At 45.9% G+C, this 16,792-nt stretch carries 19 protein-coding genes; 8 read left to right on the top strand and 11 right to left on the bottom strand.

What is annotated here, in order from left to right:
• Positions 1-11: 11 nt before the first annotated feature.
• On the bottom strand, positions 12-860 hold the full coding sequence (locus EL242_RS01610; RefSeq protein ID WP_126301253.1) for an MBL fold metallo-hydrolase: 849 nt from the start codon (positions 858-860) through the stop codon (positions 12-14).
• Between the two features lie 99 nt (positions 861-959).
• On the opposite strand from EL242_RS01610, the gene EL242_RS01605 reads away from it, so the two are divergent.
• Positions 960-1,925 (top strand): GlxA family transcriptional regulator, encoded by a 966-nt coding sequence (locus tag EL242_RS01605; protein ID WP_126301252.1) that lies wholly within the window; start codon positions 960-962, stop codon positions 1,923-1,925.
• 60 nt (positions 1,926-1,985) lie between these two features.
• Here the strand turns inward: EL242_RS01605 and EL242_RS01600 are convergent, their stop codons facing one another.
• Positions 1,986-2,930 (bottom strand): zinc-dependent alcohol dehydrogenase family protein, encoded by a 945-nt coding sequence (locus EL242_RS01600; protein WP_232019681.1) that lies wholly within the window; start codon positions 2,928-2,930, stop codon positions 1,986-1,988.
• 234 nt (positions 2,931-3,164) lie between these two features.
• On the opposite strand from EL242_RS01600, the gene EL242_RS01595 reads away from it, so the two are divergent.
• From EL242_RS01595 to arsB, 3 genes are read left to right on the top strand one after another with little or no spacing between them, the layout of a single operon-like run.
• Complete coding sequence (locus tag EL242_RS01595; RefSeq protein ID WP_126302689.1) at positions 3,165-3,488, top strand: ArsR/SmtB family transcription factor; 324 nt, start codon at positions 3,165-3,167, stop codon at positions 3,486-3,488.
• A 51-nt stretch (positions 3,489-3,539) separates the two neighbouring features.
• Positions 3,540-3,950 (top strand): arsenate reductase (glutaredoxin), encoded by a 411-nt coding sequence (gene arsC, locus EL242_RS01590; protein ID WP_034293586.1) that lies wholly within the window; start codon positions 3,540-3,542, stop codon positions 3,948-3,950.
• Position 3,951: 1 nt separating this feature from the next.
• A complete protein-coding gene (arsB, locus tag EL242_RS01585) occupies positions 3,952-4,965 on the top strand; it encodes an ACR3 family arsenite efflux transporter (RefSeq protein ID WP_126301251.1) in 1,014 nt (337 codons plus the stop codon).
• An 88-nt stretch (positions 4,966-5,053) separates the two neighbouring features.
• Here the strand turns inward: arsB and EL242_RS01580 are convergent, their stop codons facing one another.
• Together EL242_RS01580 and EL242_RS01575 are read right to left on the bottom strand one after the other, a co-directional pair.
• Positions 5,054-6,037, bottom strand: coding sequence for an NAD(P)H-dependent flavin oxidoreductase (locus EL242_RS01580; RefSeq protein ID WP_126301250.1), 984 nt, complete (start codon positions 6,035-6,037; stop codon positions 5,054-5,056).
• Positions 6,038-6,234: 197 nt separating this feature from the next.
• Complete coding sequence (locus tag EL242_RS01575) at positions 6,235-6,894, bottom strand: NAD(P)-dependent oxidoreductase (protein ID WP_126301249.1); 660 nt, start codon at positions 6,892-6,894, stop codon at positions 6,235-6,237.
• Positions 6,895-7,038: 144 nt separating this feature from the next.
• Here EL242_RS01575 and EL242_RS01570 point away from each other — a divergent pair, with 144 nt between their 5' ends.
• Entirely contained in the window at positions 7,039-7,392 is a 354-nt protein-coding gene (locus EL242_RS01570; RefSeq protein ID WP_126301248.1) for a winged helix-turn-helix transcriptional regulator, read from the top strand.
• Positions 7,393-7,482: 90 nt separating this feature from the next.
• Positions 7,483-7,803, top strand: coding sequence for a TfoX/Sxy family protein (locus EL242_RS01565; RefSeq protein WP_126301247.1), 321 nt, complete (start codon positions 7,483-7,485; stop codon positions 7,801-7,803).
• Between the two features lie 84 nt (positions 7,804-7,887).
• Here EL242_RS01565 and EL242_RS01560 read toward each other — a convergent pair whose 3' ends face one another.
• The 3 genes from EL242_RS01560 to EL242_RS01550 are packed head-to-tail and all read right to left on the bottom strand — an operon-like array spanning position 7,888 to position 9,930.
• Positions 7,888-8,745, bottom strand: coding sequence for a DsbA family protein (locus tag EL242_RS01560; protein ID WP_126301246.1), 858 nt, complete (start codon positions 8,743-8,745; stop codon positions 7,888-7,890).
• Complete coding sequence (locus tag EL242_RS01555; RefSeq protein WP_126301245.1) at positions 8,732-9,076, bottom strand: phenylpyruvate tautomerase MIF-related protein; 345 nt, start codon at positions 9,074-9,076, stop codon at positions 8,732-8,734. The genes EL242_RS01560 and EL242_RS01555 overlap by 14 nt, the downstream gene beginning before the upstream one ends.
• Complete coding sequence (locus EL242_RS01550) at positions 9,076-9,930, bottom strand: alpha/beta hydrolase (protein WP_126301244.1); 855 nt, start codon at positions 9,928-9,930, stop codon at positions 9,076-9,078. Before EL242_RS01550 ends, EL242_RS01555 begins: the two co-directional genes overlap by 1 nt.
• 264 nt (positions 9,931-10,194) lie before the next feature.
• Here EL242_RS01550 and EL242_RS01545 point away from each other — a divergent pair, with 264 nt between their 5' ends.
• On the top strand, positions 10,195-10,947 hold the full coding sequence (locus tag EL242_RS01545) for a KilA-N domain-containing protein (RefSeq protein WP_413463077.1): 753 nt from the start codon (positions 10,195-10,197) through the stop codon (positions 10,945-10,947).
• 57 nt (positions 10,948-11,004) lie between these two features.
• Here the strand turns inward: EL242_RS01545 and EL242_RS01540 are convergent, their stop codons facing one another.
• A complete protein-coding gene (locus EL242_RS01540) occupies positions 11,005-12,147 on the bottom strand; it encodes an NADH-dependent flavin oxidoreductase (protein WP_126301243.1) in 1,143 nt (380 codons plus the stop codon).
• Between the two features lie 188 nt (positions 12,148-12,335).
• A complete protein-coding gene (locus EL242_RS01535; RefSeq protein ID WP_126301242.1) occupies positions 12,336-13,352 on the bottom strand; it encodes an MBL fold metallo-hydrolase in 1,017 nt (338 codons plus the stop codon).
• Between the two features lie 126 nt (positions 13,353-13,478).
• On the opposite strand from EL242_RS01535, the gene EL242_RS01530 reads away from it, so the two are divergent.
• A complete protein-coding gene (locus EL242_RS01530; RefSeq protein WP_126301241.1) occupies positions 13,479-14,411 on the top strand; it encodes a LysR family transcriptional regulator in 933 nt (310 codons plus the stop codon).
• A 70-nt stretch (positions 14,412-14,481) separates the two neighbouring features.
• Here the strand turns inward: EL242_RS01530 and EL242_RS01525 are convergent, their stop codons facing one another.
• Entirely contained in the window at positions 14,482-15,840 is a 1,359-nt protein-coding gene (locus tag EL242_RS01525; RefSeq protein WP_126301240.1) for an NtaA/DmoA family FMN-dependent monooxygenase, read from the bottom strand.
• A 10-nt stretch (positions 15,841-15,850) separates the two neighbouring features.
• Positions 15,851-16,768 (bottom strand): alpha/beta hydrolase, encoded by a 918-nt coding sequence (locus tag EL242_RS01520; RefSeq protein ID WP_126301239.1) that lies wholly within the window; start codon positions 16,766-16,768, stop codon positions 15,851-15,853.
• Positions 16,769-16,792: the final 24 nt, after the last annotated feature.

Below are 16,792 nucleotides of genomic sequence, written 5' to 3'. Positions count from 1 at the left end.
GTTCTCCAAAATTATTTTAATTCAATCACTTCGCCATCATTTGGAATAATGACTTTATCCGTTAATTTTTCGCCAATGACAAATGTACGCATATCATCACGGCTGGTGGCGGTATGGTTTACGGTATCCATATGCACTGTAATCAGCTTGGCATTCGGCGCCGTTTGGCTGGCTTTTAACACATCTTCCACGCCCATAATAATGCTGTCGGATAAGCCGTTAATGCGGGCAAAACCGGTATTCATCACAATGTAATGAGGCTGGTATTTGTGCAAGGCTTTGTTTACCTCTGCCGTCCAGACTGTGTCGCCCATAATGTAGGCGGTTTTGTGCCCGTCTTTTTTGATGACCACGCCCATCGCCTCACCCAACAGAGCCGACAGTTGTGGATTGGCATACATCTCAACCGTGCCGTGAGAACCGCCGGTTTTGTGTAATTCTACGCCGTTAAACTCCGCTTTTTCGTGCAACACACTGACATTCTGAAAACCTTGCGAACGAATCAATTTAGCATCATCTTCGTGTTGAACAAAAATCGGCAAGTGTTTTGGAATGGCTTTTTGCGCAGCTTCGTCCCAATGATCTTCGTGGGTATGGGTGACGATCACCGCATCCACGCCTTGCAAGATTTGCTCGGGCGACATCGGCAATTCCACCAACGGCATACGCAATTGGCTGTTAAACGTCCCTTTAAAGCCCTCCATTGCCCCTTTCTTGGCAAAAAACGGATCGACCAAAAAGGTCTGCCCGGCATATTCAATCTTGGCAGTGGCATTACGGATATGCTGATAGCTGTCCAGAGCGAAGGCAGATGCACTGATGGTCAATGCCAGAGCGGTAAGGGTAAGTTTTTTAAACATTTTCAAACTCCAAATAACGAAAAGATAAGCATATTTTAGTGGTTTCACCCCTATGCTAAAATAGGCAACATTGCCATTTATCGCAAGGATGTTGCCAAAATGAAGATGAAACCTCACGCTCCCAAACTTGCCCTTTATGCCCAAAACGGCTGTAATGATTTTGTGTTTAATCTGCCTTTTTCACTGTTTCAGATGGCGCATCAGGGCGAGCGGTTGTTTGATATGAAAGTGTTCGGGGATAAGGGAAAATCGGTGCAAACCGCATTGGGTGCGAAGGTGCAGTTAGACGGGCATTTGGAGCAGATGGACTGGGCGGATATTATTGTGATTGCCGGCTGGGTGGGGGAAATGCCGTCTGAAACCTTTATGCAAAAACTGCAAGCTCATCATCAAAACAATAAGAAAATCATTGCCTTATGTTATGGCACTTACGCCCTCGCCTATGCCGGCATTGCCACGGATAAAACGCTGGTTACGCACTGGGCGGGCGAGGCGGAATTAAAAGCCCGCTTTCCGCATATTCGGCTCGACAGCAACCGCCTGTATATTGATGACGGCAATATTTTGACCTCCGCTGGTGCATTGGCCGGTATGGACTGCTGTTTGTATTTTATCCGCAGCCTTTATGGCGCAAACATCGCAAACAGTTTGGCACGAATGCTTGTTTCCGCCCCGCATCGTGAAGGTGGTCAGGCACAGTTTAGCCAAGTCGCCCCCATTAGCCACGCCAAAGACAGCAAAATCAATGCCTTATTGCAATTTCTAGGCGATAATTTGGATAAACCGCACAAACTGGACGACTTGGCGGACAGCGTGCATTTATCCAAACGCAGTTTCGCTCGTTATTTTAAAAACGCCACCAACCTCACCCTCTCCGAATGGCTCACCGCCAAACGCTTGGCAAAAGTGCAGGAATTATTGGAAAGCAGCGATGACAGCATCGAAACCATCGCCCAAAGATCAGGCTTCGGCAGCGCAAGCAATCTAAGAACGCAGTTTAAAGCACGGTTTGGGGTGAGTCCACAGGTGTGGCGGAGAGGGTTTGGCGGGGCTGAAAACGTGTAGATTTGCAAAATTTCCAATGAAAATGACCGCTTGCCGATCACAAGCGGTGGTTTCAAGTCATCAAATCTTAACTACAATCTTCCCAATCTGCTGATTGCTTGCCATATATTCGTGAGCTTTAACCATTTCATCAAAGGCAAAGATTTTGTCAATTTCAGGGCGTAATTGACCGCTTGCCAAGCCGTCATAGACAAATTGTTTGGCTTGGGCGAGTTTTTCAGGTACGGTGGTAATTTCAAAGAGTTCATACCCCCGCACTGTCAAATGCTTACCCAAAATCGCAAAGACTGGCACAGCAATATCATCGTGGCTTAATGCCCCATAAATGATGTAACGACCGTCTTGTGCCATTGCATTGATGATTTTTGCCGCCTCTTGTCCGCCCACAGGGTCAAACACCACATTCACGCCTTTGCCATTGGTGATTTCAAAAAGTTTGGCGGTTACATCGTTTTCGCTTGTGGCAATCACAAAATCCGCCCCTTTTTCCAAAAGTGCATCGCCTTTGGCGTGGGTGCGAGACAAGGCAATCACCGTTGCCCCTTGCATTTTGGCGATTTGAATGCTTGCCAGACCGACCGAACTGGTTGCACCGCCTAGCACCACCACATCGCCTTTTTGTACTTTGCCAAACTCAATCAGTCCACCATAAGCGGTAACAAACGCCATCCAACTGGCGGACGCTTGTTCCATTGATAAATTATCAGGGTGCTTAACAACGGCGTGTTTGGGCATATTGACGATTTCGCCATAAGTACCGTATTCGGTAAACATAAAAGACGGAATAATGCTGACCTTATCGCCAATGGCAAGCTCGCTCACCCCCTCGCCAATCGCCACGACCACGCCTGCCCCTTCATAACCCAAAGTCGCAGGGAATACAGGGTCAATCACATACGCCCCTTCTCGGTACATCATTTCGGCACGGTTTAAGCCAATGGCTTGGATTTGGATTTGTACTTCGTGTGCTTTTGGTGCAGGAATTACTACATCAACGATTTGCAAGACATCAGGCTAACCTGTTTGATGAAATTGAATTTGTTTGCTCATTGTTTTGACCTTTTGTGTAAATAATGGGCGTATTTTAATGCAATGAATTTATTTTAAAAATCACATCAATTGCAAAACACTTTTGCTAAATTGGCATAAATGGTTTTTCAGGCAGCCTGAACACACAAACATCATTTCAATACCTATTGAAATGAAAAACACATCCTGCTATACTAACCGCCTATGAATATGAACACCGAACACGCCAGCAAACTGTTTGAAAGTCTTGCTTCGCCCACACGCCTTGCCATTTTCCAAGCCCTGACCGCCGAAGGGGGGCGTGGTATGGTGGTGGGCGATTTGGCAAAACAGCTCAATCTTGCCCCCAATAATCTGTCGTTTCACTTAAAAACTTTGGCAAACGCCAACCTTGTTTACAGTGAACAGCAGGGAAAATTTGTCCGTTATTTCGCCAATTTAGCGATGATGAACGGCTTGATTGAATTTTTATTGCATCGCTGTTGTGAAAACGCAAGCGGTGGCGATTGCGAAAAATTTTGCCAATCGTGTTAGCAAATTTTTTTGCTCATTCATTTCAATAACTCTTGAAATAAGGAACATACTATGCACCAAATCAGCATTTATCACAATCCCAAATGCGGTACTTCTCGCAACACGCTGGCTTTGATTCGCCATTTGGGCATTGAGCCGACCATTATTCATTATCTGGACACCCCGCCCGATGAACGCACATTACGCCAATTGATTGAGCAAATGAACATCACGCCCAGAGAGCTTTTGCGAAGTAATGTGCCTGAATATCAACAATTTAATTTGGACAATGATGTGAGCGACGACGACATCATCAAGGCAATGCTAAATGCTCCCATTTTAATCAACCGCCCGATTGTCATCACCGAAAAAGGCGTGCGTTTGTGCCGTCCGAGCGAAGTATTTTTGAGCATTTCACCTGTGGCATTGCAAAGTGATTTTATCAAAGAAGACGGCGAAATCATCCGTGTACAAGGGGCATAAAATGGGCATTTTTGAACGATTTTTGAGTGTGTGGGTGGGGTTGGCGATTTTGCTTGGCGTGGGGCTGGGTATTTGGTTTACGCCTTATTTTCAATGGATTGCCACAATGCAAGTGGCTCAAATCAATTTGCCGATTGCGGTGCTGATTTGGCTGATGATTTATCCAATGATGATACAAATTGACTGGCTTGCCATTAAAAATATCCGCCACAATCCCAAAGGGCTTTGGCTGACTTTAACGGTAAATTGGTTGATTAAGCCTTTTACTATGGCACTTGTGGGCTGGTTGTTTTTTAAGGTATTTTTTGCTGGCTGGGTAGATGAACAATCGGCAAGCGAGTACATTGCAGGTATGATTTTGCTTGGGGTTGCACCTTGTACGGCAATGGTTTTTGTTTGGTCTCAACTGGTCAAAGGCGACCCCAATTACACGCTGGTGCAAGTGTCTTTAAATGATGTGATTATGATTTTTGCCTTTGCTCCGATTACAGGGCTTTTGCTTGGTATGAACGACATCACAATCCCGTGGGACACGCTGTTTTTTAGCGTGTTGCTGTATTTGGTATTGCCTTTGCTTGTGGGAGTTGCCACTCGCAAATCTTTGCAAGATGAACACAAAATTCGCCAATTCAGCCAGCGTTTTAAGCCTTTGTCTATTTTGGGATTGTTATTGACGGTGGTGCTGTTGTTTGCGTTTCAGGCACAAACCATTGTGGATAAGCCGATGATTATCCTGCTGATTGCCATTCCTTTATTGGTGCAGACTTACGGCATTTTTGCACTCAGTGCGATTTGGGCAAAATGGCTTAAATTGCCCCACGCCATTTCCGCCCCTGCTTGCTTAATCGGCACGAGCAATTTTTTTGAATTGGCGGTGGCGGTGGCGATTGCTTTATTTGGTTTAAATTCGGGGGCGGCATTGGCAACGGTGGTGGGTGTGTTGGTTGAAGTGCCTGTGATGTTGTCGCTGGTGTGGTGGATAAACCGAAAATCGCGGGAAAATAAAGGGGTGTAGGTTTTCAGGCAGCCCGAAAAGTTTATTTTGCCCATTTTAAAAAGAAAAACACCGCTTGAATTGCTCAAACGGTGTTTTTCAAACCCACTTACCCTTCAATCCCCACCATCAACTCATCAACAATCTCTGCCACAAAGCGAATGGCTTTAATCGCCCCAATGCCTGTGCCAAGCGAAATGTAGCCCTCATCGCTGTTGTTTTCCAGCATTCCTAAACGCAAGCCACGCAGTCCGCCCATTGTTTTGCCAAGCTCCTCATTGCTTGCCCCTGCTTTGTCCATTGCCACCAATTTTTCAGCCAATTTTCCTGAAAGCGAACGATAATACGCTGGCATTGTGCGAAACAACATCAAATCCAAACCATTTGATTGAACCAATCGTTCTTTTACAGCAGTGTGCATACGGCTCTCAATGCTTGATAAAAACAGCGAGCCTGCAAACACGCCCTCTGCCCCCAGTGCCAAAGCCGCTTTGGCGGTGCGTCTGTCCACAATACCACCAGCCGCCATCACAGGCAAGTTGGTGCTGTCGGCAATCAGTGGCACAATGGAAAAAGTCCCCAAAGCCACTGCCGGCAAAGTCCCGCCTTCATCAAAGCCTGTGGCGACAATAATATCCGCTCCTGCCTGCTCGGCAAGGCGAGTATTTTCTGGCGTTGGGTTTAAATCACGGTAGATGATTTTGATGCCTGCCTGTTTTAATTCGGCAAACAGTTCTGGCTTAATTGTCCCCTCGCCATAGCCTGTATAGACCACCGCAGGGACTTTTTCATCTTTGATAACGGCTACCATTGGGGCAGTCCAAATGTCATTTTCTGCCATTGGGATTAAATTCACACCAAAGGGCTTATCGGTTAAGGCTTTGACTTTTTGGATTTCTTCACGCATTTTTTGGGCGGTTTCCTCTGGGGTGGAAACGGCAGTTTGTGCGGTTAAGCCAGCGTTTGGTCCAAGCACGCCCATACCGCCAGCATTGCCCACAGCAGCAACAAGGCGTGCGTCTGTGAGCCACGACAAAGGGGCTTGGATAATGGGTTTTTCAATATTTAAAATTTGGCAAATGCGATTGTTCATAAAAATACTCTCTATAACTGGAAAAAGATGAGTACATTCTAGCGGAATGAATTTGTTTGAAAAATCGCATAAATTGAGAAATAGATTTGCGGATTTTGCACAAATGGTGCTTTTCAGGCTGCCTGAAAAGTGGTTTTGCCGATTTTACAAAGAAAAACACCGCTTGCATTCTGACAAACGGTGTTTTCAGCTAAAAATCAAATACTTGCTACGGTGAAACGTTGATGTAAATGCGCTTTTTGTTCGAGATCATCGGCAATCGCTACCGCCAAATCTGCCACGCTAATATCCGCAGGCGAACCGTCCGCATTAAACAGCACATCATCTTTACCTGTGCGATACTTACCTGTTCTTTCAAAAGAAACGGGATTGATGGCAAACATCATCGCCGGCGATAAAAATGCCCAGTTGATGTCATTACGGCTGCGAAGCTCATTCAACAACTCCCGCACCACATTGGCGGCAGGATAGACCTCCGCAGGAAAATCAGGGGTATCCACCAGTTGCACGTTCGGAGCAATGTTCAGACTACCAGCACCACCAACCACCAGCAAATAAGGCACATTGGCGGTTTTGGCCGCCGTTAAAATGCTGGCGTGTCCCTGTTTTAAGTCATTGGCAAGATTTGGGTTTTCCCAACCTGCGTTAAAGGCATTGACCACCGCATCAAAGCCCAACAAGTTTTGAGCAAAATCAGGCGCATTGACATCAATCGCCACCGCTTGCACATTGTCGGCTTTTTGTACTTTGTCAATGTGACGAGCAAAGGCGGTAACACGATGTCCACGCTCGGCAAGTTCTTTCACCACCGCCGAGCCAACCAAGCCTGTTGCACCAATCACGGCAAATTTTTTCATAGTAAACTCCTTATATTTAATTGCATGTTGAAGATAAATCAGATGTGTCGTAGTATAGTTATCAAAATTACTTTTTGTAAGTACTTACAAAAACGTAAGTTTAAAAATAATTTTTAACCAATTGATTTTTAAGGAGTTAATTTTATGGAAAACAGAGATAGAGGCTACGTTCTTGCCAAAAACTGCCCAAGCAGACTTATTTTAAACCACTTAACCAGTCGCTGGGGCGTGTTGGTGATGATTGTATTGAAAGACGGCACAAAGCGTTTTTCGGAAATCCGCCGTGCCATTGAGGGCGTGAGTGAACGAATGCTGACCGAAACCTTAAAACAGTTAGAGGCAGACGGAATGTTGGTTCGCAAATCCTTCGACACCGTGCCGCCCCACGTTGAATATACCCTCACGCCCTACGGCACGCAGGCGGCGGAGAAAATCCACGCCCTTGTGGATTGGTTGGAAGTGAATTTAAACGGCATTTTAGCCCAACAAACCGCCTAAAAAATAGCGATTTTCAGGCAGGTTTTGTAGATTTTTATCAAAAACAGGCCGCTTGTTTGTGTTCAAAAATGCAATAAAGAGGATTAAATAATGAGTGAATTTTGTGATTTTATTGTGGAACAGTTGCACCCGCTCGCCCCAATTAATGTGAAACGAATGTTTGGCTGTTGGGGGCTGTTTCGATATGGGAAAATGTTTGCCATTATTGACGATGATCTGCTCTATATCAAAGTTGATGAGAAGAGCAAACCGCTGTTTATTCAAGAAGGCTGTGAGCCGTTTCGGTATTTCACTACCCGAAAAGGCGTGAGAACCCAAGTGGCACTGAATTATTATCAATTGCCAGAAACCGCCCTCGATAACAGCGATGAGTTATGTTACTGGGCAAGATTGGGAATTTCAGCAGGCTAGGCATTGATGTCCGAGATTTTCGCTATGTTAAACACCCAGCTCCAGCCACGCCTTATTGCAAATGCTGTTTTTAATATTGATTTTTCACTCCAAAATCAAAAACTCCTCATCAAACCACCGCCAGTTTTGCTCTATTTTACCAAGCCATTCCCGTACCGTCTGATTGTCCGCCAAATCAAAGGCGTGGCGGATTTCGGTGAGCGAAACAAGCGGTCGTTTTTGCAGAAAATGTTGCAAAGTGGCGGTGTTTAGCGTGGGCGTGGTTGGCACAATCTGTCCGTCTGAAATCTGCTTAATCACGCTTGCAAAACCGTCAAAATCCAGCACGCCTGTTTTTAAAATCTGCCTGTCGCCATAACAAAACAGATAGGCAGGTAAGGCACGAATGCCCCATTTTGTCCGCAGGTCAAAATCGTTTTGCAAGGCGTGTTTGACCGTATCGCTGTGATACGCCTTAAAAAACGCCTCTTTTGCTATGCCCGTTTGAACGGCAACATCGGCAAGCACACGCTCATCGGTGGTCATTCTTTGCTCGACAATGGTGGCAAAACGCAGACGGTATAAAAACGGCTCGGCAAGGTGTGGACTGATGATTTCCACCGCTTTAAACGCCAGATTTAAAGGCAGGGACGATGTGTGCGTCTCATCAAACAACGCCAGTCTGTCCATTTTAATCGGCATTCCGCTAATGACTTGTTCGGCTTCATAAATTTGGGCAAGGCGGGCATTGTAGCGTTTAAAGGCGTGGTCTTTGCCGTCTTTAAAATCATCGCCAATCATAAAATCCGCCACATCACGCACCAGTCCGCCCATCACAAAATGCAGTGCCACTTGCTTGCCAAAATGGGTGTCAAGCTGCCTGAAAAACGGCTCGCTTTCATAAGACAGTCCCATCATCGGGTCGGTAAAGTTATAGATTTTGACTTGCTTAACGCTCGGCATAAAACGCCCCCATGCCAAAGGCGTTGATGTCGCAAAATTCCACAAAAATCCGACCGCTTGCAATAGGTAAAGTGCGGTGCAAAATTTGATTGATTTGGGAACAAAACTCACGATAGCCGATGTAGTTTTCATTGCCAAAAGCACGCACCGTGATGAGTGCCACAGGTTCATCGCCTTGATAATACATCGCTTTGTTATCGTCAAACACAATCAGAATGCTGTCTGCCGACTGGTGCGGGATTAGGCTTACTGCCTTGCCGATGCCGTCTGAAATCTCTTTTTGCACCTCTTTTGAGATACCCGCATTGGTCTGTATGGTGATAAACGCCATCACCGCCCCCAATCCTGTATGACTTTAAGCACGTTATCCGCTATTACCTGTTCTTTTTGCTGATAAGTATGCCCGGTGTTTTCAATAAAAATCAGGGTGTTGTGTTCGGCACTGGGAAAATGGCGGTTGATGTTGTGCAAAAAGCTTTGTGGGTCGCCATAGGTAAACCTATCCAGCGTGCCAATCAATAACGCCCCTGTGTGGGTAATCTGCCCAATCTGCGAAAAATCGCCGTCCGCTTCTTGATGCACATTGTTCAAAACAGGCGAATACAGCCACTGATAAGCGGTGTCTGCGGTGCAAGGCAGCCAGCCGAACAGCTCAAAAGGGAGCATTGTCTGACCTTTGCCGTTTTGTACTTGGCTACGGATAAACGCCCGTTCAGGCTCGCTAATGCTGTTTGTCAAATGGGTAACATTGGCAGGACTCAGCAGGATAAATTTATCCACCCGTTTATCTTGGCTCTTTGCCAGATAATGAATGACTTTGTTCGCCCCCAAAGAATGCCCTGCCAAAATAATCCGCCCATAGCCCTGTTTTTGGGCAAAATCCACATAGGCTTTGACATCTTCCAGTGCTTTGCCGAAGTCTTCGTTATACGAACCGATGGTTTGGGACAGCCCAGTTTTCGCATTGACAATGGGGATTTGGTTAAAAGCGTTACGGGTTTGGGCATAGACAAAATCAATGCCGTTTGCCGATAAGGTCTGCCCTAAATTGACATAAAACGGATTGGAATAAAAATTGCCGTGTATGCCGGTGATGGCAATCATCACAGTGCGGGCTTGGGGGCTGTTAAATAAGACACCGTGCAAAATCGTGCCGGTCTCGGTGGCGATATTCAGTTTTTGCATAAAATCACGCTATTTATTTAGATATGGCGTATTATAAAAGCGTGATTTTTGCTAAAAAAGCAGGTTATCAGATAAAGAGTTTTGCTAAATTGGCAAAAATAGTATTTTTGTGATCTCCATCGAGAAATAGTAAGTTGTAGATTGATTTTTAGTTTTGAGCTTTTATGATTTAGAGAACCATAAAGGTAATAAATGGAAGACGAGATGAAAATATGGGTTCAACAAACAGAAATTAATGTCATTTCAATCCAAGATTAGGATTATATTTGCTTAACCGATATGGCAAATGCCAAAGAAAACCAAACCAGAGCGGCGGATATTATTAAAAATTGGCTCAGAACCCGATACACATTGGAGTTTCTCGGAACTTGGGAAATGCTCCACAACCCGAATTTTAAAGTGGTCGAATTTGACCACTTTAAATCACAAGCCGGATTACATAGTTTTGTACTGAGCGCTTCGGAATGGATAGAACGGACAAATGCGATTGGATTGGTGGTTAAGAAAGGGCGATATGGTGGTACTTATGCCCACAAAGATATTGCATTTGAGTTTGGCAGTGCGATCAGTGTGCCGTTTAAACTCTATTTAATCCAAGAATTTCAACGTTTAAAAGAGAAGGAACAGCAAAGTTTAGGTTGGACGGTAAAAAGAGAACTGGCGAAAGTCAATTATCGAATTCATACCGATGCCGTTAAGCAGTACTTAATTCCGTCAGCACTCAGCCAATCACAACTCCATTTGGTTTATGCTGATGAAGCAGATTTATTAAATATGGCACTGTTTGGTATGACGGCGAAACAGTGGAAAGAACAAAATCCGGCTCAAAAAGGCAATATGCGTGACTATGCCAGTGTAGAGCAGCTGATCTGTTTGGCAAATTTAGAAAACCTCAATGCGGTTTTTATTCAAGACGGCTTATCGCCAAGCGAACGTTTAAGCCGTTTAAACCAGATTGCTATTCACCAAATGCAGATTTTAGCTGAGATCACACCGAAAAAATGGTTAGAGGAATAACCTTGCAAGCGGTCAGGTTTTTGCAGAAATTTGCAAAATAAAGACCGCTTGTTTTCATTAAAAATGCTCGGATTTATAACGCACGCCAAGCTGTTTGCTCGGCGGATAAAAGTCGTGTCCTGCCCTTGTGCCGTGCAGCATTGCCGGGGTGTAGCGGTAGAAGTCGGCTTTATCCCAGTCAAAAGTGGTTTGGATTTCGTCTTCCCGCCCGCTTTGTATCAGCTCCACCAAATTGGGATTAAGCATAATGCTTTTGCCGATGGACACGCTCTCCACCCAACCTGTCTGATACGCTTTGAGCATATCGTCTGCGGTATAAAGATTGCCACTGCCCAAAAACGGCACTCGCCCTTTGATACGCTCGTGCACCACCTGCATACGGGTAAGACTGGTGTCCGCCCCACGCCGCACTTTTTTATAAAAATCCCACAGCGAAATGTGCAGATACTGAATGGGTAGCTCCAACAATTTATCCACCAGGACAAGCGTTTCTGTCATCGTAATGCCACGCTCGCCCGGCTCTTCGGGGGAAAAACGGTAGCCGATGATAAAGTCGGAGCGGTTGTGTTTGGTACGCATCTCATCAATGGCTTTGACGATTTCAAGCGGAAAATTCAGGCGTTTTTCTAGGCTTCCACCCCAAAAATCGTTGTGGTAATTGGTGCTTGCCGAGACAAACTGCTGAATCTGCCAGCCGTTCGCCCCGTGAATCTCCACACCGTCAAAACCTGCCTGCATAACCAGCTCGGACGCATAGGCATAACTTGCCACCATGTCCCATACTTCTTGTTCGCTCATCGTGCGAAAGCGTCCATAAGCATCACCAGTTGGGGCAACGACATCAAAGCCTTGCGTCATTGCGGGGTCGGCACGCAGTCCCGAATGGGCAATCTGCACCACCGCCTTGGCTCCTTGTGCGTGGGCAAGCTCGGCATATTCTTTTAAAGTGGGTAAATGACGCTCGTCAAAAGCGTTGGGGCTCTCAAAGCCGATACCGCTTGGGTGCACATTGGTAAAGGGCATAATGTATAAGCCAAAGCCGTCAAAGCGGTTTTGCCAAAAATTTCTGCCTGCGTCGGTCATCTCGCCGTCCGCCCCTGAGTCGTAAATGGTCAAAGGGGCGACAGTAAGGCGGTTTTTGATAGTAACGCCGTTGTTTAGGGGGTAGGGTTCAAAAAGGGGTTGGTATTTTGGGTTCATTGCTTGTTCCTTGTATTCAAAAGATGGGCGTATTTTAGAGGAATAGATTTGCCTGAAAAACATCATAAATCGAGAAATAGCTTTGCAAAATTAGCACAAATTCGGTTTCAGGCTGCCTGAAAATCGGCAGATTTCTGATAAAAAATACCGCTTGTTTTTCAACAAACGGTGTTTTTATTTATACCAAATTAGTATTCAAGCGGTTTATATTCAACCGGCACCCAAGAGAAACCTTTGGCTTCTTTGCGTAGATGTCCTAAACCGGGGAATGGAAGGTGTGCGCCTGCAATCCACACTTTGCGCTCGGCTAATTGTGGCAAAATGTCTAAACGAGCTTGTCTTGCCCCTTTTGCATCGACATCAAATTCCGCAGCGACCTCAGGTTCAGGTAATTGCAGTGCGTGATTGTGCAATAAATCGCCCCATACAAATAAGCTTTCGCCATTGGAAGTGACTTCCACGCTGGAATGCCCCGGGGTATGCCCTGTGGTTGCCACCGATTTGAAATTCGGGATAATCTCATCGCCCAAATTATAATACTTCACACGTCCTGCAGCAGCATAAGGGGCGACAGCATCTCGTGTCCACTGCGCATATTTTTGGGTATGCTCAGGCATTTCTTTGATCGGTGTATCTAACCAAAATTCCTTTTCTTGATTAGCGATATAAACCGTTGCATTAGGAAATTCCATTTTGCCGTTACGAGTTACGCCACTGAAGTGATCGAAGTGTAAATGGGTTGGAATAATGGTATCCACTTGCTCTGGACGATAACCTGCTTTGATTAGGCTATCCGTTAATTTGCCCACTTTGTCATCAAATACATCGCCTGAACCGGCATCTAAAAGCACCAAGTTTTTGCCGGTATTGATTAAATAGCCTGTCACAGCGGTTTGCACGCCACCATCTGGCAACATTGGGCGGAATTGCCCTGAAATCAACTCATCTAACTGTTGTTTGGTGAGCTTGGTAAACTGTTGATACGCCGGCACGCCGATAGATAAGTAGCCATCATACAATGCGGTAACTTCATATTCACCCAACATCATACGGTAGTAACTGTCTACTTGGGTGCGTTTTTGTTCCACGACATTTTCTTTTGGCTGATATATCGCTGTGGAGTGATGAGTGTGCGCCATAGCGACCGAGCTGAAAAGTGAACCTGTAAGTAATAATACGGTACTGATTTGAGATAATTTGTTCATAAAACACCTGATTAAATATAAAAATGATGACCAATAAGTCATCGTTAAAAGTAGGTGTATTTTAATTGGTTGAAATACTTGTTAAAATCTCATCAATTGCAAAACACTTTTACAAAATTAGCACAAATGAACCCTAAAAACACCACCCTCCACGCCTTAGACATTTTTCTTGCCGTGGCTCGTGAGAAAAACTTTTCCGAAGTGGCTCGTCAGTATGATGTGGCAAGTTCGGTGATTTCTCGGCAAATCAAACAGCTTGAAGATGATTTTGGGCAAACGCTGTTTTATCGCAACACTCGTGCGATGAGTTTGACCCAAGCGGGTGAACAGTTTGCCAAGCACGCTCATGCAATGTTGAGCCAGTTCCAGAGCCTAAATGAAGAACTTCATCGTAGCAACCAAGAGCCGCACGGCATTATTCGCCTGAATGCACCGGTATTCTTCGGGCAGAAACATATTGCACCCCACTTGGCGGAGTTGCACCGCCGTTATCCGAAATTGCATATTCAGCTCACCCAGACCGATGATTTTATCGATCCGTATAGTGAAACGGCGGACGTGATTTTTCGGATATCGGCATTGGTGGACAGTAATCTGAAACTGCGGATCATTGCCCCGCAACGCCATTTTCTGCTTGCCTCACCGAGCTATCTCGCCCAACACGGCACGCCCAAGCAGTTGAGCGATTTGCCTCAACATCAAGGCTTGTTTTATCGAGGGCAGTTGGGCGTGTTACATTGGCGGTTTGGCAAACAAGGGAAGCAGATTGAGGCACAGCCGATGCTGATCAGCAACAATGCCAACAGCTTGATTGAAACAGCGGTAAACGGCGGCGGTTTGCTGATGATGCCGGATTGGGCGGTGCATCACGAGCTACGCAACGGCACGCTGGTGCAAGTGCTGCCCGACCAGCTGATTTCCAGCCAAGAGAGCGAGATTTTTATCTCAATGCTCACCCCACAAAGCACCTATCGCCCAGTGAATGTGCAAGCGGTGATGGATTTTTTTATCGAGAAATTAGACGGTGGGAAGTGTTGGCAGGTGGAAAGTGCGGTCTAAATTTGCAAAGTTTTGAGGAAAAAGACCGCTTGCGTGTAGCAAACGGTCAGTTTGTTTTCAAACATAAAGGCTATGCTTTTAGCCCATACTGATAACCCACGCCCAAATGCTCACGTAAGGTATCCCCTTCATAATCAAGATGATAAATGCCTCGCTCTTGCAAAATCGGCACGACTTTTTCCACAAAATCGCTTACCCCTTTTTGGCTGTCCGGAGCGAGCGAAAAGCCGTCTGTTGCCCCAGCCTTAAACCATTCTTCCATAAAATCCGCCACATCGCTTGCCGTACCCACCACCACAGGGTGATAGTTAATCACGCCATTTGCCAGCACTTCTTTGGGCGACATTCCACGCTGAATCAGCTCCACCGCTCTTGGCGAACGCGGGTCGTGGGGGTGTGGGCTTGCCTGATTTTGTAGATATTCCGGCAAAGGCTCATTCACATCTCGCCCTGTCAAATCCACCCCAATCATCGCCGATAAATAGCGAATTTGCCCATTAAATTCCTCATCACTCATAAAATCAAGGAGCTGCATACGGCGAGCGAGCGCTTCTTCATAACTGTCGCCAATGGTAAACATAAATCCACTAAACATATTGATTTCATCAGGATTTCTGCCGTGAGCCAAAGCGCTTTGTTTTAACACATTGCGGTAACTTCTTGCCTCATCAATGCTAAACGGATTGGCATACACGCCACTGGCAAAGCGTCCTGCCAGCTCCACCCCCTCAGGACTTGGACCTGCCTGAAAAATCGGCGGTTGCCCTTGCGGCGTGGCAGGAATCGGCAATGCCCCTTTGACCTGATAATGCTTGCCTTGATAATTGGCTGGCTTGATTTGGCTCATATCGGCAAATTGTCCTGACACTTTGTCGGTGATGTAGGCATTTTCGCCAAAAGTCCCCCACAGCGTTTGCACCGCTTCCACCATTTCGTGTGCCATCTCATAACGAGTGCTCGTGTCGGGCAAGGGCTTATTGCCAAAATTGTAAGCAGTAAATGGCGTGCCTGTAGTAACGGCATTCCAGCCCATACGCCCTTTGGATAAGGTGTCCAGCGTTTTGAGCTGGCGAGCCAAGTTGTAGGGCAAATTGTAAGTGGTGGAAAAAGTCGCCACCATTCCGATTTTTTGCGTGGCATAGGCAACGGCGGAAAGCATTACCATCGGTTCAAGCGGAAAAGCAGGACTACGACGAGCAATGTCCGTACCACCGCCAGCCCCACCAAACGAAGGTGTATCGGCAATAAACAGGGTGTGGATTTTGCCTTGTTCCGCCGTTTTTGCCATTTCCACATAAAAATCAATGTCGGTATAGGCTCGCTCGTTACTCTCTTCAAACCGCCAAGACTGAAACTCCCCGCCATAACCTGAAACCAGTTGCAGGGCGAGTTTGATTTTTTTATTTGAATTATCAAGATAATCGGTCATTTTATCCTCCTTATTTCACTCTCTCATTTATCCACTCTGCCACATCATCATTAATTTTTTGCCCACCGTTTTCCAACATCAACAAATGTCCAAAATTGGGATATAAAATCAAACTTTTATCAGTAGAGTTGGTTTCGTTATAAAAATCAATAGCGTCTTTGGGTACGACAAACAAATCTTTGTTACCGCTAATCAAAAGTACAGGGGCGGTGAATTTGTCGTCATTGTCTTTTAAATACTGTATGCCTTCTTTAAAACTATTGGGGAATGAAACGGAGAATTTGTCTAACATCAATGGGTCGCCACCCAGCGATAAACCCTCGCCATTAAAGGGCAAATTGAGCGTGGTCATTGCCACCGCACCGCTGACAAAACTGTCTTTGGGTTCTGGTCGTGGCAAATGCCCAAAATTCATTTGGTTATAGCGAAGCACACCTGCCGCCAAAATAAAGCCGTCCGCCCCTTGTGGGTATTGGGTGCCGTAGAGTGCGGCAATGTGTCCGCCCATTGAATGCCCCAGCACAAACACAGGCGTGTTTGGATTTTCTTTTTTGGCTTTTTCTACCACCAAACGCAAATCCTCCACCATTTCAAAATAGCTTTTGATGTGAATTGAGTCTCGTCCGTCTGATTTGCCGTGCCCACGATGGTCAAAGCGATACACGGCAATGCCGTTTTGGTTCATCGTTTTGGCAAAATCGCCAAACACCCCCGAATGGCTCGCCAAGCCGTGCGAAACCACGACCACCGCTTTAGGTTTACTGTTCGGAAGGTCTTTTTGTAGGTGCAGGTTTAGGCCGTCAAGGGTGTGAATTTGGCTAATGTTTGATTTGAGCGGCTGGCTGATACCGGCTTGAGCAGAGGGGTGGGCGTTTGCCAGGGAAGCCAGTGATAAGGCTAATGCAATTGATGTGAATAAGGTTTTCATAAGGAGCCTCTTGTGGTTAATTAT

This window comes from Mannheimia haemolytica, from assembly GCA_900638155.1.
In the GTDB taxonomy this organism is placed as follows: domain Bacteria; phylum Pseudomonadota; class Gammaproteobacteria; order Enterobacterales; family Pasteurellaceae; genus Mannheimia; species Mannheimia glucosida.
This window is presented reverse-complemented; position numbering and strand designations above follow the sequence as displayed.

What these genes read in the sequence shown, in the direction of transcription:
- EL242_RS01610 (WP_126301253.1), bottom strand. Translation starts at nt 860, where the DNA reads ATGTTTAAAAAACTTACCCTTACCGCTCTGGCATTGACCATCAGTGCA.
- EL242_RS01605 (WP_126301252.1), top strand. Translation starts at nt 960, where the DNA reads ATGAAGATGAAACCTCACGCTCCCAAACTTGCCCTTTATGCCCAAAAC.
- EL242_RS01595 (WP_126302689.1), top strand. Translation starts at nt 3,165, where the DNA reads ATGAACACCGAACACGCCAGCAAACTGTTTGAAAGTCTTGCTTCGCCC.
- arsC (WP_034293586.1), top strand. Translation starts at nt 3,540, where the DNA reads ATGCACCAAATCAGCATTTATCACAATCCCAAATGCGGTACTTCTCGC.
- arsB (WP_126301251.1), top strand. Translation starts at nt 3,952, where the DNA reads ATGGGCATTTTTGAACGATTTTTGAGTGTGTGGGTGGGGTTGGCGATT.
- EL242_RS01580 (WP_126301250.1), bottom strand. Translation starts at nt 6,037, where the DNA reads ATGAACAATCGCATTTGCCAAATTTTAAATATTGAAAAACCCATTATC.
- EL242_RS01575 (WP_126301249.1), bottom strand. Translation starts at nt 6,894, where the DNA reads ATGAAAAAATTTGCCGTGATTGGTGCAACAGGCTTGGTTGGCTCGGCG.
- EL242_RS01570 (WP_126301248.1), top strand. Translation starts at nt 7,039, where the DNA reads ATGGAAAACAGAGATAGAGGCTACGTTCTTGCCAAAAACTGCCCAAGC.
- EL242_RS01565 (WP_126301247.1), top strand. Translation starts at nt 7,483, where the DNA reads ATGAGTGAATTTTGTGATTTTATTGTGGAACAGTTGCACCCGCTCGCC.
- EL242_RS01560 (WP_126301246.1), bottom strand. Translation starts at nt 8,745, where the DNA reads ATGCCGAGCGTTAAGCAAGTCAAAATCTATAACTTTACCGACCCGATG.
- EL242_RS01555 (WP_126301245.1), bottom strand. Translation starts at nt 9,076, where the DNA reads ATGGCGTTTATCACCATACAGACCAATGCGGGTATCTCAAAAGAGGTG.
- EL242_RS01550 (WP_126301244.1), bottom strand. Translation starts at nt 9,930, where the DNA reads ATGCAAAAACTGAATATCGCCACCGAGACCGGCACGATTTTGCACGGT.
- EL242_RS01540 (WP_126301243.1), bottom strand. Translation starts at nt 12,147, where the DNA reads ATGAACCCAAAATACCAACCCCTTTTTGAACCCTACCCCCTAAACAAC.
- EL242_RS01535 (WP_126301242.1), bottom strand. Translation starts at nt 13,352, where the DNA reads ATGAACAAATTATCTCAAATCAGTACCGTATTATTACTTACAGGTTCA.
- EL242_RS01530 (WP_126301241.1), top strand. Translation starts at nt 13,479, where the DNA reads ATGAACCCTAAAAACACCACCCTCCACGCCTTAGACATTTTTCTTGCC.
- EL242_RS01525 (WP_126301240.1), bottom strand. Translation starts at nt 15,840, where the DNA reads ATGACCGATTATCTTGATAATTCAAATAAAAAAATCAAACTCGCCCTG.
- EL242_RS01520 (WP_126301239.1), bottom strand. Translation starts at nt 16,768, where the DNA reads ATGAAAACCTTATTCACATCAATTGCATTAGCCTTATCACTGGCTTCC.